Origin of the sequence: Streptomyces sp. NPDC001904 (assembly GCF_040297005.1) — a bacterium.
Lineage (GTDB): Bacteria > Actinomycetota > Actinomycetes > Streptomycetales > Streptomycetaceae > Streptomyces.
In genome coordinates, this window is the sequence record NZ_JBEOYI010000004.1 from 34,394 (window position 1) to 46,884 (window position 12,491).

Consider the following 12,491-nt stretch of genomic DNA (forward strand, 5'->3'; position numbering starts at 1 on the left):
CACTGAGAAAGGTGTCCGTCACCCATGGAAACCCCGGCAGCTGTCATCGTCGCGATCGACGGACCCTCCGGCACGGGCAAGTCCAGCACGTCCAAGGCCGTCGCCGCGCAGCTCGGTCTGAGCTACCTGGACACCGGCGCCCAGTACCGGGCGATCACCTGGTGGATGGTGAACAACGGCATCGACCTGACCGACCCGACCGCGATCGCCGCGGTCGCCGGCAAGGCCGACATCGTCTCCGGCACCGACCCGGCCGCCCCCACCATCACGGTGGACGGCACGGACGTCGCCGGGCCGATCCGCACCACCGAGGTCACCTCGAAGGTCTCCGCCGTCAGCGCGGTGCCCGAGGTGCGCGCCCGCATCACCGACCTGCAGCGCTCCATCGCCAAGGGCGCCGAGATCGGCATCGTCGTCGAGGGCCGGGACATCGGCACGACCGTGCTGCCCGACGCCGACCTCAAGATCTTCCTCACCGCCTCGCCCGAGGCCCGCGCCGCCCGCCGCTCCGGCGAGCTGAAGGGCGCCGACGTCAAGGCGACCCAGGAGGCCCTCGTCGCCCGCGACAAGGCCGACTCAAGCCGCAAGACGTCGCCGCTGGCCAAGGCCGGCGACGCCGTCGAGGTGGACACCACCGAGCTCACGCTGCAGCAGGTCATCGAGTGCGTCGTGACGCTGGTCGAGGAGAAGCGGGCCGCCAAGTGACCGATGCGCCCTCCGTGCGAGGTGCCGAGGTCGGGCGGCGGATCGGCGTCGGCCTGATGTACGGGCTGTGGAAGCCCCGCGTCCTCGGGGCGTGGCGGGTGCCCGCCACCGGCCCGGTGATCCTCGCCGTGAACCACTCCCACAACGTGGACGGCCCCATGGTCATGGGTGTCGCCCCGCGCCCGACGCACTTCCTGATCAAGCAGGAGGCGTTCATCGGGCCGCTCGGCACCTTCCTCGAAGGCATCGGGCAGCTGAAGGTCGACCGCACCAGCGCCGACCGCACCGCCATCACGCGCGCCCTCGACGTGCTTAAGGACGGGGGAGTGCTCGGCATCTTCCCCGAGGGCACCCGCGGCGACGGCGACTTCGCGTCGCTGCGCGCCGGACTGTCGTACTTCGCCGTGCGCAGCGGGGCGCCCATCGTCCCGGTGGCCGTCCTGGGAAGCACGGAGAAGCGCGGACGGTTGATAAAGGGGCTGCCCCCGCTGCGCAGCAGGGTCGACGTCGTCTTCGGCGACCCCTTCGAAGCGGGTGACGGCAGCGGACGGCGTACGCGCAAGGCGCTCGACGAGGCGACCGTGCGCATCCAGGAGCGGCTCACCGGCCACCTGGCGAACGCCAGGCGCCTGACCGGGCGCTGAGCGAGACTTTCAGTAGTGCACCGGCCTCCGACCGAGACGGCGCACCGATCACCACGAATGAACGACGAGGTACGGACTTCATGAACGACCAGATCCAGCCCGAGGACTCCCCGGAGTACGAGCACGGGGCGCTCGGCGACGCGGAGTACGCGCAGTTCATGGAGCTCGCCGCCGAAGAGGGCTTCGACATCGAGGACGTCGAGGGCGCCATCGAGGAGGCGGGCCACGGCCCGCTGCCCGTGCTCGCCGTCGTCGGCCGCCCGAACGTCGGCAAGTCGACCCTGGTGAACCGCATCATCGGCCGCCGCGAGGCCGTCGTCGAGGACAAGCCGGGCGTCACCCGCGACCGCGTCACCTACGAGGCCGAGTGGGCGGGCCGCCGCTTCAAGGTCGTCGACACCGGCGGCTGGGAGCAGGACGTGCTCGGTATCGACGCGTCCGTCGCCGCCCAGGCGGAGTACGCGATCGAGACCGCCGACGCCGTCGTCTTCGTGGTCGACTCCACGGTCGGCGTCACCGACACCGACGAGGCGGTCGTCCGGCTGCTGCGCAAGGCCAAGAAGCCGGTGGTGCTCTGCGCCAACAAGGTCGACGGCCCGTCCGGCGAGGCCGACGCCACCGCCCTGTGGTCGCTCGGCATCGGCGAGCCGCACCCGGTCTCCTCGCTGCACGGCCGCGGCACCGGCGACATGCTGGACGCCGTCCTGGAGGCGCTGCCCGAGGCGCCGCAGCAGACGTTCGGCGGCGTCGGTGTCGGCGGCCCGCGCCGCATCGCGCTGATCGGCCGCCCGAACGTCGGCAAGTCGTCGCTGCTGAACAAGGTGGCGAACGAGGACCGCGTCGTCGTCAACGAGCTGGCGGGCACCACCCGCGACCCGGTCGACGAGCTGATCGAGCTGGGCGGCGTCACCTGGAAGTTCGTCGACACGGCGGGCATCCGCAAGCGCGTCCACCTCCAGCAGGGCGCCGACTACTACGCCTCGCTGCGCACCGCCGCCGCCGTCGAGAAGGCGGAGGTCGCGGTCATCCTGATCGACTCCTCCGAGTCCATCTCCATCCAGGACCAGCGCATCGTGACGATGGCGGTCGAGGCGGGCCGCGCCGTCGTCGTCGCCTTCAACAAGTGGGACACCCTCGACGAGGAGCGCCGCTACTACCTGGAGCGCGAGATCGAGACCGAGCTCGGCCAGATCGCCTGGGCTCCCCGGGTGAACGTGTCGGCGCGCACCGGCCGCCACATGGAGAAGCTGGTCCCGGCGATCGAGACGGCGCTCGCCGGCTGGGAGACCCGCGTCCCCACCGGCCGGCTGAACGCCTTCCTCGGCGAGCTCGTCGCCTCCCACCCGCACCCGGTCCGCGGCGGCAAGCAGCCCCGCATCCTCTTCGGGACGCAGGCCGGTACGAAGCCCCCGCGGTTCGTGCTGTTCGCCTCCGGGTTCATCGAGGCCGGTTACCGCCGCTTCGTCGAGCGCCGGCTGCGCGAGGAGTTCGGCTTCGACGGAACGCCGATCCACATCTCCGTCCGGGTGCGCGAGAAGCGCGGCAAGAAGAAGTAGCAGACGCGGGAACAGCCGCTGAGCGGCTGCGCCGGGGCGCTCTCAGTGCTCGCGGCGCGGAGCGGGCGGCAGTGCGGCCGGGAAGTGATGTCCCTGGCCGTGCTGCCGCCCGTTCGTCTGTGGCTGCCAGGGCTGGTGCTGGTGCGCCGACGGGTAGTGCGGGGTGTGGTGGCGTGCGCCGTACGGACCGGTGCCGAAGCCGGTGAACCCGAGATCCTCCTCGCCCGTGCGGTCGCCGGGCAGCGCCCGGAAGGACCTGAGGTACTCCGCGTAGAGGGCGTCGTAGATGGGCGTGGCCGAGTAGCCGCCCGAGTAGCCGGTCGCGTGGCCGCCTGCGTGGCCGCTCGGGTGGCTGCCCTGGTGGTCCTCGGCGGGGCGCATCGACGGGATCTGGCTCGGGTACGGCTGACGCCGTCCGGACACGGTGGGGTCGTATGGGTGCACATAGGTGCCAACGACCCGGAACCTCTACAGATGCGCCCTTGGCCTCGGCTTTTGCGGGGCGTCAGGAGGGTGACCGGCGCATTCGTGAGGGTCCGGGCCGTCGGTTCTACGGGGTGCGGAAGGGCTCAGGTGCCCGCCAGCGGCAGCGCGGCGGCGACCAGCCGCCCGTTCGCCGCGGCCTTGTCGAGGGCGTCGCGCAGGAGGTCCTCGCGCGGCTGGCGGCCGATCGAGCCCGCGGGGGTGGCGAAGACGAGCACCTTCTGCGTCTTGTTGGCGGCGGCCCGCCAGCCCTCGGTGACGAGCAGCGGCTGGTGCGCCTGCCACCAGGCGACCTGCGAGGGCGCGCCGCCGGTGCCGGGCTGGAGGACGGCGTGCAGCTGTCCCATGGCGAGCAGCACCGACCAGCCGTCGAGGCCGCGCGGCGCCTCCTCCAGGCCGGTCACCGGCATGAAGCCCTGCTCGATCAGGAGGGGCAGGAAGTCGTCGCCGGAGTCGGCGCCGGGCCGGGCGATGGGCCCGGTGGGCTCCACGACGAGCGCGGGGTGCAGGTCGCCCGCGATCAGGACGAGGCCGCTGGTCACCCCGAGCACGGCCTGGGACGGGGCGGCACCGGGGATCTCGTCGGGGGCGCCGGCGACGGAGCGGACGGCGCCCTGCAACTGGTCCTCGGCGACCCGGACGACCTGCGAGGGCAGGCAGGCGGCGTGGGCGAAGGCGAGCACGGCGGTCTCGTCACCGACGAACAGGACGGTGCTGGTGTGCTCCTGTTCCGAGTCCCCCGCGGTGCGGCAGGACGTGCAGTCGTAGCTGCCCGGGGCGTTGCCCCCGGCGAGCAGCCGGTCGGCTTCTTCGTCGCCGATCTCGGCGCGTACGTCGTCACTGACGTCGAGCAAGCGCGGCACGGGTGGCTCCTCAGGGTCGGTCGGCCCCGCAGGCGAGTGCCGATGCGGGGACAGAGAGTGCTGATGAAGGGACAACGGGTGATCTGTGGCCGGAGTCACGCCCGGAACCGAACGGAATTCACCCATCGGACGCGCACCGTGAGACCCGCCCCGGAATGCGTCACTCCCTGCCAACTTGTAGGGGTTCCAAGCAAGTTGAGTGGGTGAAGTGGGTCACAGATCCACGAGGGGCCAGGTCGACAAATCCTGAAATCAGCTAATGAAGTGGGTGGCTTGAATGCGTCGCTACTTCGAGTAACGACCAACTGGCCTGGTGTGACGGCCGGTTGGTTGATGCCGTGCACGTCCGCTGCCTAGATTCCACCGCCGTCTGCAACGAGCAGTCCACGAGAGGGATCACTCATGTGTGTGCCGATTCGTACGGCTCGAACGACAGCGGTTCTCGCCGGGGCGGCTCTGCTCGCCCCGCTCGGTCTCCTGGCGACGGCCGGCTCGGCCCACGCGGCCGACTCCGGCGTCTGGGACCGCATCGCCCGCTGCGAGAGCGGTGGCAACTGGCACATCAACACCGGTAACGGCTACTACGGCGGGCTCCAGTTCTCCGCCGGCACCTGGCGCGCGTACGGCGGAGGGGCCTACGCGTCGACGGCCGACGGGGCGTCGAAGCCCCAGCAGATCGCCGTCGCGGCCAGGGTGCAGCGCGCGCAGGGCTGGGGCGCCTGGCCCACCTGCTCGGTCCGTGCCGGTGCCTACGGCGGCGCGCCGTCGTCCGGCTCCGCCCCGGTCGTCACCGAGTCGGCCCCGAAGGCCGCGGTCCCCGAACGCGCCACGGGCCACGCCGACCGTGGCGCGACCCGAAGCGGTGGGTACGTCGTCCGCGACGGCGACACCCTCGGCCGGATCGCGTCGGCCCACGGCACCACCTGGCAGCGCCTGTACACCGTCAACCGGAGCGCCGTCGGCGGCGACCCGGACCTGATCCTGCCGGGCCAGCACCTGCTGATCCGGTAGCCGCGGAGGGTGGTGCGCCGTGGTCCCGCCCGTCCGGTCCGCCGACCGGGTGGGGCCACGGTCCCCGCGGCGCGGCACGGCGGCCCGCTCCGGGCCCGCTGCTTAGCGTGACGCGATGCGTCTGCTGCCCCCGCTGCTCCCGGCGTCCTGCGCCCTGCTCGCCTCGCTGCTCGCCGTGGCCGTCGCGCCGGCGCCCGCGCTGGGCGCCGCCCACCGGCCGCACACCGTTGCCGGGCCCGCCGACTGCGCCCGGGGCGACTGGCCGTGGGACTGCCTCGCCGAGTGCGAGAGCGGCGGCGACTGGCACGCGAACACCGGCAATTCCTACTACGGCGGGCTCCAGTTCTGGCAGCCGACCTGGAAGGAGCACGGCGGCCTCGCGTACGCGCCGCGCGCCGACCTCGCCACCCGCGCCGAACAGATCGAGGTCGCCGAGGAGGTGCTGCGCACGCAGGGCTGGCAGGCCTGGCCCGCGTGCGCGAAGAAGTACGGGCTCCAGGGCCGTGTGCACGTGGTGAAGAGCGGGGAGACCCTGGCGTCGATCGCCCGGCGCCTCAAGGTGAAGGGCGGCTGGCAGGCGCTCTACGACGCGAACCGGGACACGGTGGGGCCGCACCCGGACCGGCTGGGCGTGGGAACGACGCTGGTCGTTCCCGGGGGCCGGACCACGGCTCCGAGGGAGACGGTGAAGACGAAACCGTCGGCCACGAAGAAGCCGTCAGCGAAGAAGAGGCCATCGGTGCAAGAGAGGCCGTCGGTGCCGTCGGTCTCGAAGAAGCCCTCGGCGAAGAAGAAGCCGTCGGCCAAGAAGAAGCCCTCGGCGAAGAGGACAGCTCGGGCGTCACAGCGCTGAGCACCACGGTCCCGCGCCGGAGTCCCCGGCCACGGTGAGCGGAGCCGGGCGTCAGGCCCCGGTCTGCTGCGCGCAGACGGGGCACGGGCCGAGCCCGCCCGCGGCGATCGCGGGGCCGTCCGCCGGCACCGCCCGCGGCGCGCCCTCGAGGAGCGGGCAGTCGGCGCGGTGCCACAGCGTCCCGCCGGGGACCGTCAGCGGCCGCCCCGGGGCGGCGGGCCGCGGCTCGGGCGGGACGAGCAGCTCGTACAGCTCCGCCACCCGGGCGCTCGTCAGGGTGCTCCTGCCGTACGTGAGGAGGATCGCCCCCGCGATGATCAGGGCCGAGCCCGGCACCGTGCACGAGGCCAGATAGGGCAGCTGGCGCTCGGCGTGGCGTTCTCCCGACATCCCGCACCAGCCGACGACACAGAGCACCGCGCCGCCGGCGAGCGCGGCGAGGCCCGTCCACAGCACGGGATGCAGGTCGGATGCGCGGGGCCGGACTGTCCGCATGGGTGGCTCCCCACCGTCGTCGTGTCGAATGTCCGCCGAAGCCGTCGCGGGCGGCCTCTTTTCGGTCGTATCCGGCGGTGTCCGGCTCTGTATGGCTTTGTCGTCCGATCACTTGCACTATGCCTTCTGGAGGCCAACCCTGAAAGCTCCGGGCGCGGTTGAGGCCCGGACCGACATCCGGTGGTGAGCCAGTTGATGTTCGGAAACAGGATCATGGCGGTTCGGTGCGGGCGGTTCACGGCCCTCGCCGCGGTGCTCGCGCTGGGGCCCGCTCTGGTGGCGTGCGGCGGTTCGGGCGGCTCGGACGGGGGCACGCGGACACCGACGACACGACAACCGTCGGCGTCGGCGACCGCACCGGCCGACCCGGCCGCCGCGGAGCGGCAGATCAAGGCCAACTGGAAGAAGTTCTTCGACCCGGACGTACCGCTCGACCAGAAGGCCGAGCTCCTGGAGAACGGGTCGGTGATGCAGAAGGTCCTGGAGAGCTTCAACGGGGACAAGCGGGGCGGCCGGGTGCAGGCGGAGGTCACGAAGGTCGCCTTCACCTCGCCGACCTCCGCCGACGTGACGTACTCGCTCGCACTCAAGGGCGCCACGATGCTCCCCGACGCCAAGGGCGTCTCCGTGGAGCAGGACGGCGTCTGGAAGGTGTCCGTCAGGACGCTGTGCGCGCTGGTGCGGCTCAGCGGCCGCGCGTCACCCGCTCCGGGCTGCTGACGGCGGCTGCCGGAGAGCGCCTTCGAGGACGGCCCCGCCAGGGTTGCCCCCTCGAAGGCGCACCTCCGGCGTCGTCTCCGCGGCCGGTCGCCGGTGAATCACCCGGAGCGGTGACGTGAACGACACGAGCTTTGACGCTCCGCACCCTCCTCACCAGCAATGACGTGACCCTGATGGACAGAGTGGCCAAATGGTTCCTCATATTGCCTACCAATAAGGCAACTGTTCTGGAACAAGATGATGATGATGAACAACCCTCGCCCGGGCATCTCCGTCTAACCATCTGGTAGGCGGAGGAGACGGATTGAGCCGACAGAACCGATGATCCGGACTGTCCGCGCGGAATGGTGGGATACGGGGACGCATGCAGATTTCTTTCCTGATTCACAACGCGTATGGGATCGGAGGGACGATCCGCACCACGTACAACCTCGCCAACACGCTGGCGGAGCAGCACGACGTGGAGGTCGTATCGGTCTTCCGGCACCGCGACGAGCCGGTGTTCGCGCCCGACCAGCGCGTCCGGCTGCGTCACCTGGTCGATCTGCGCAATGACTCGGCCGGCTATGACGGCGGGGACCCGGCGTCCAAGGAGCCCGCCGCGGTCTTCCCGCGTCAGGAGGGCCGCTACGAGCAGTACAGCGCGCTCACCGACCGGCGCATCGCCGAGTACCTGGCGGGCGTCGAGGCGGACGTCGTCGTCGGCACCCGGCCGGGGCTCAATGTGCACCTCGCCAAGGAGACCCGGCGCGGCCCGCTGCGCGTCGGCCAGGAGCACCTCACCCTCGACACCCATGCGCCGGGCCTGCTGCGGCAGCTGCGCAAGGTCTACCCGCGGCTGGACGCCCTCACCACCACCACCGAGGCCGACGCCCGCGCCTACCGCGAGCGCATGCGGCTGCCCGGTGTCCGCATCGAGGCCATGTCCAACCCGGTGCCCGCCCCGGGGATCAGCCCCGCCGACGGTGACGCCAAGTGGGTCGTGGCCGCCGGGCGGCTCGCCCCCGTCAAGCGGTACGACCTGCTGATCCGGGCCTTCGACAAGGTGCGCGCCGAGCGCCCCGACTGGCGGCTGCGGATCTACGGCGCGGGCCGTCAGAAGGACAAGCTGCGCGCCCTCATCGACCAGCTCGGGCTCTACAACCACGTCTTCCTCATGGGTCCGGCCAACCCGATCGAGCCGGAATGGGCGAAAGGTTCCGTCGCGGCCGTGACCTCGACCTTCGAGTCGTTCGGCATGACCATCGTCGAGGCCATGCGGTGCGGGCTGCCGGTCGTCGCCACCGACTGCCCGCACGGGCCCGGCGAGATCATCCACGACGGGATCGACGGCCGCCTCGTCGAGGTCGGGAACGTCGACGCGATCGCCGGCGGCCTGCTGGAACTCATCAACGACGACAAGCGGCGCCAGGAGATGGCGTCGCGCGCCCTCACCAGCTCCGAGCGGTTCGACCCGGCCCGGATCGCCGAGCGCTACGAGGCCCTCTTCGGCTCGCTGGCCGGGCGCGGCGGCTCCGTGAACCTGCTGCACCGGGCCCGCGGTTCCCTGCTCGGCGGCGCCTACGCCGTCCGGGACGCGAGCCGCTCCCTGTTCGGTTCGTCGGGGAAGGGGCGCACCGCATGACACCGCTGGCCACGCCCGCATCGACGTTCGAGTCCGACGACAGGACCGTTCTCATGGCACCCCGCGCAGACTGCATCGCCGACTCCGCCGGAGGCCTCACCTTCGACGTCACCGACCACGGAGCGGACGGCTCCGCGTACCTCGTCCTCGTCGAGCGGGCCGGCGGCCAGGAGATGCGGCTGCCGCTCGCCCCGGTCGGCGACGGACGGCTGCGTGCCTCGCTGCCGATAGGGGTGGAACTGGCCGAGGGGCGCTGGGACGCGTTCGCCGAGGTCGCCGGCGGCGAACCGGTCCGGCTCGTGCCGGGCGTGAACGATCTGCGGTCACTGGTGGACCGGGCGCCCAGCGGCTCGCGCGGCCACGTCGCCGTCCGCATCCCGTACGCCACGAAGAACGGCAACCTGTCGGTGCGCAGCTGGCGGCGCGCGCCGCACGCGGAGGCCGGCGAACTCCTCATCACCGGAACCGAGTTGAGCGTGCACGGCCGCGTCTACGGCACGCCCATCACGGCCAAGGCGAGCGCAGAGGTGCGGGCGCGCGGCGGCGAGGGCCCCGTGCTCCGGGGCGAAGTGGAGGTGGACGGGCCCGATTTCACCCTGCGGATCGCCTACGAGGAGCTGTCCGAGGGGCGCTGGGACCTGTGGGTGCGGCCGAGCGGCGAGGACGGCCCCGAGGTGCGGGTGGCCCGGCTGCTCGACGACATCGCCGACAAGAAGCAGATCTTCGCCTACCCGGTGACCCCGGTGGCCGCGGCCGGCCGGGACCTGACCGCGGAGCCCTACTACACCGGTGACAACGATCTCGCCGTGGTGGTGCGCGCCGCCACGTCCTGAGGGCCTCCCCGTGCTCCCGCGCGGGGCACAATCAGGCGCATGCTCGAGACCTCCGCCCGGCTGCTTCGGCTGCTCTCCCTGCTCCAGGCCCACCGCGAGTGGTCGGGGCCCGAACTGTCCGAGCGGCTCGGTGTCAGCGCGCGCACCGTGCGGCGGGACGTCGACCGGCTCCGCGAGCTCGGGTACCCGGTGCACGCCAGTCCGGGCACCGGCGGCGGGTACCAGCTGGGCGTGGGGGCCGAGCTGCCGCCGCTGCTGCTCGACGACGACGAGGCCGTCGCCGTGGCGGTGGGACTGCGGACGGCGGCGGGGCAGGGGATCGCCGGGATCGGCGAGACCTCGGTGCGGGCCCTCGCCAAGCTGGAGCAGGTGCTGCCGCACCGGCTGCGGCGGCGGGTCGGCGCCCTGAACGCCTACACCGTGCCCATGCTGCGCGGCGCCGGAGCCGAGGCCGTCGATCCCGGACTGCTGAGCGAACTCGCCGCCGCCTGCCGGGACTCGGAGCGGCTGCGATTCGCGTACGTGGGGCACGGCGGCGAGCAGAGCCGGCGGACCGTGGAACCCCTGCGCCTCGTGTGCAGCGAGCGGCGCTGGTACCTCGTGGCCTGGGACGTGGAGCGGGCCGACTGGCGCACGTTCCGCGTCGACCGGGTCACGCCGACGCCCCCGCACGGGCCGCGCTTCACGCCGCGTACCCCGCCCGCCGACGACCTCGCCGCCTACGTCTCCCGGGGCGTCTCCACACGCGCGTACGCCACCGAGGCCGTGGTGCGGCTGCTCGCGCCGGTGGACGAGGCGCGGCAGCGGATCTCGCCGACGGCCGGGACGATCGAGGCCGAGAGCGCGCGGACGTGTCTGCTGCGCACCGGCGCCACCAGCCTCGATGTGATGGTCTGGCACATCGCGTCCACCGGCTTCGAGTTCGAGGTCGTCGAGCCGGCCGCGCTCACCGACACCATCAGCTCGGTGCGGGATCGTCTGGACCGTGCGCTGCGGCGGTCGTCGGCGACAGGGCCCGCTCCTCGAACGCCGCGAACTCCGGATGGTGCAGATCGAACGCCGGGGACTCCGAGCGGATCCGGGGCAGCGTGACGAAGTTGTGCCGGGGCGGCGGGCAGGCCGTCGCCCACTCCAGCGAGCGGCCGTAGCCCCACGGATCGTCGACCTCGACCTTCGTGCCGTACTTGGCCGTCCTCCAGACGTTGTAGAGGAACGGCAGCGTGGAGAGGCCGAGCAGGAACGCGCCGGCGGACGACAGCGTGTTGAGCGCCGTGAACCCGTCCGCCGCCAGATAGTCCGCGTACCGGCGCGGCATGCCCTCCGCGCCCAGCCAGTGCTGCACCAGGAACGTGGTGTGGAAGCCGACGAACAGCGTCCAGAAGTGGATCTTCCCGAGCCGTTCGTCGAGCAGCTTCCCCGTCAGCTTCGGCCACCAGAAGTAGAAGCCGCCGAACGTCGCGAAGACGACGGTGCCGAAGACGACGTAGTGGAAGTGCGCGACGACGAAGTACGTGTCCGAGACGTGGAAGTCCATCGGCGGCGAGGCCAGGATCACGCCGGTCAGCCCGCCGAACAGGAACGTCACCAGGAAGCCGACCGACCAGAGCATCGGTGTCTCGAAGGAGAGCGATCCCTTGAGCATGGTGCCGGTCCAGTTGAAGAACTTCACGCCCGTCGGGACCGCGATCAGGAACGACATGAAGGAGAAGAAGGGCAGCAGCACCCCTCCGGTCACGAACATGTGGTGCGCCCACACGACCACCGACAGTCCGGTGATCGCCATGGTCGCGCCGACCAGCATCGTGTAGCCCCAGATCGGCTTGCGGCTGAAGACCGGGATGATCTCGCTGATGATGCCGAAGAAGGGCAGCGCGATGATGTAGACCTCGGGATGGCCGAAGAACCAGAACAGGTGCTGCCACAGCAGCGCGCCCCCGTTCTCCGGCTCGAAGACCACCGAGCCGAACCGCCGGTCCGCCTCGAGGACCAGCAGCGCGGCGGCCAGCACCGGGAAGGCGAGCAGCACGAGGATCGACGTGAACAGCGTGTTCCACGTGAAGATCGGCATCCGGAACATCGTCATGCCCGGCGCCCGCATCCCGATGATCGTCGTCAGGAAGTTCACCGAGCCCAGGATCGTGCCGAACCCGGCGAGCGCGAGCCCCATGATCCACAGGTCGGCGCCGACCCCGGGCGACCGGGTCAGGCTGTTCAGGGGCGCGTACGCGAACCAGCCGAAGTCGGCGGCGCCGCCCGGCACCACCAGCGAGCCCAGCACGATCAGGCCGCCGAAGAGGAACAGCCAGTACGAGAGCATGTTCAGCCGCGGGAACGCCACGTCGGGGGAGCCGATCTGCAGCGGCATGATCTCGTTGGCGAACCCGGCGAAGGTCGGCGTCGCGAAGAGCAGCAGCATGATCGTGCCGTGCATCGTGAAGAGCTGGTTGTACTCCTCGTTGGAGAGGACCTGCAGTCCGGGGCGGGCCAGCTCGGCCCGCATCAGCAGCGCCATGACACCGCCGACCAGGAAGAAGGCGAAGGCCGTGATCAGGTAGAGATGGCCGATCTTCTTGTGGTCGGTCGTGGTCAGCCAGTCCACCACGATGCGGCCCGGCTGCCGCTCGCGGACCTGTCCCGCCGTGTGCGGTCCGGCCGCCACCCCGGTCGTTCCCATCGCCTGCCCCCTCGCCGCATCGCGCCCCGG

At 71.6% G+C, this 12,491-nt stretch carries 12 protein-coding genes and 1 pseudogene; 9 read left to right on the forward strand and 4 right to left on the reverse strand.

Features of this window, described 5'->3' with window-relative positions; all coding sequences use genetic code 11:
• The first annotated feature begins 24 nt into the window (after positions 1 to 24).
• From cmk to der, 3 genes are all read left to right on the forward strand, one after another.
• The gene (gene cmk / locus ABT127_RS07255) at positions 25 to 705 is read left to right on the forward strand and encodes a (d)CMP kinase (RefSeq protein WP_351445502.1); all 681 of its coding nucleotides are present in this window, start codon (positions 25 to 27) and stop codon (positions 703 to 705) included.
• A complete protein-coding gene (locus ABT127_RS07260) occupies positions 702 to 1,349 on the forward strand; it encodes a lysophospholipid acyltransferase family protein (RefSeq protein ID WP_351445504.1) in 648 nt (215 codons plus the stop codon). The genes cmk and ABT127_RS07260 overlap by 4 nt, the downstream gene beginning before the upstream one ends.
• An 80-nt stretch (positions 1,350 to 1,429) precedes the next feature.
• Positions 1,430 to 2,905: a ribosome biogenesis GTPase Der gene (gene der, locus ABT127_RS07265; RefSeq protein WP_351445506.1), complete on the forward strand. Its 1,476-nt coding sequence runs from the start codon at positions 1,430 to 1,432 to the stop codon at positions 2,903 to 2,905.
• A 42-nt stretch (positions 2,906 to 2,947) separates the two neighbouring features.
• Here der and ABT127_RS07270 read toward each other — a convergent pair whose 3' ends face one another.
• Both ABT127_RS07270 and ABT127_RS07275 read right to left on the reverse strand, forming a co-directional pair.
• Positions 2,948 to 3,349 (reverse strand): hypothetical protein, encoded by a 402-nt coding sequence (locus ABT127_RS07270; RefSeq protein WP_351445507.1) that lies wholly within the window; start codon positions 3,347 to 3,349, stop codon positions 2,948 to 2,950.
• 125 nt (positions 3,350 to 3,474) lie between these two features.
• The gene (locus ABT127_RS07275) at positions 3,475 to 4,251 is read right to left on the reverse strand and encodes a DUF8842 C-terminal domain-containing protein (RefSeq protein WP_351445509.1); all 777 of its coding nucleotides are present in this window, start codon (positions 4,249 to 4,251) and stop codon (positions 3,475 to 3,477) included.
• Between the two features lie 408 nt (positions 4,252 to 4,659).
• Between ABT127_RS07275 and ABT127_RS07280 the strand changes: the two genes are divergently transcribed.
• Positions 4,660 to 5,262 (forward strand): LysM peptidoglycan-binding domain-containing protein, encoded by a 603-nt coding sequence (locus ABT127_RS07280; protein ID WP_351445511.1) that lies wholly within the window; start codon positions 4,660 to 4,662, stop codon positions 5,260 to 5,262.
• Positions 5,263 to 5,377: 115 nt separating this feature from the next.
• Positions 5,378 to 6,115, forward strand: a complete 738-nt coding sequence (locus ABT127_RS07285) for a LysM peptidoglycan-binding domain-containing protein (protein ID WP_351445513.1) — start codon at positions 5,378 to 5,380, stop codon at positions 6,113 to 6,115.
• A 51-nt stretch (positions 6,116 to 6,166) separates the two neighbouring features.
• On the opposite strand, the gene ABT127_RS07290 is transcribed toward ABT127_RS07285, so the two are convergent.
• Positions 6,167 to 6,610, reverse strand: a complete 444-nt coding sequence (locus tag ABT127_RS07290) for a hypothetical protein (RefSeq protein ID WP_351445515.1) — start codon at positions 6,608 to 6,610, stop codon at positions 6,167 to 6,169.
• A gap of 213 nt (positions 6,611 to 6,823) precedes the next feature.
• Here ABT127_RS07290 and ABT127_RS07295 point away from each other — a divergent pair, with 213 nt between their 5' ends.
• From ABT127_RS07295 to ABT127_RS07310, 4 genes are all read left to right on the forward strand, one after another.
• A complete protein-coding gene (locus ABT127_RS07295) occupies positions 6,824 to 7,330 on the forward strand; it encodes an MTB12 C-terminal domain-containing protein (protein ID WP_351445517.1) in 507 nt (168 codons plus the stop codon).
• Between the two features lie 364 nt (positions 7,331 to 7,694).
• Positions 7,695 to 8,954 carry a glycosyltransferase family 4 protein gene (locus ABT127_RS07300; protein ID WP_351445519.1) on the forward strand — a complete coding sequence of 420 codons (1,260 nt, stop codon included), beginning with the start codon at positions 7,695 to 7,697 and terminating at the stop codon, positions 8,952 to 8,954.
• A gap of 53 nt (positions 8,955 to 9,007) precedes the next feature.
• Positions 9,008 to 9,787: a hypothetical protein gene (locus tag ABT127_RS07305; protein ID WP_351445521.1), complete on the forward strand. Its 780-nt coding sequence runs from the start codon at positions 9,008 to 9,010 to the stop codon at positions 9,785 to 9,787.
• Between the two features lie 39 nt (positions 9,788 to 9,826).
• Positions 9,827 to 10,879: a helix-turn-helix transcriptional regulator gene (locus ABT127_RS07310; RefSeq protein WP_351445523.1), complete on the forward strand. Its 1,053-nt coding sequence runs from the start codon at positions 9,827 to 9,829 to the stop codon at positions 10,877 to 10,879.
• Here ABT127_RS07310 and ctaD read toward each other — a convergent pair.
• Positions 10,767 to 12,461: pseudogene (gene ctaD, locus ABT127_RS07315) on the reverse strand (aa3-type cytochrome oxidase subunit I); the annotation flags it as partial. The gene ABT127_RS07310 and the pseudogene ctaD sit on opposite strands and share 113 nt — an antisense overlap.
• Between the last annotated feature and the right edge of the window lie 30 nt (positions 12,462 to 12,491).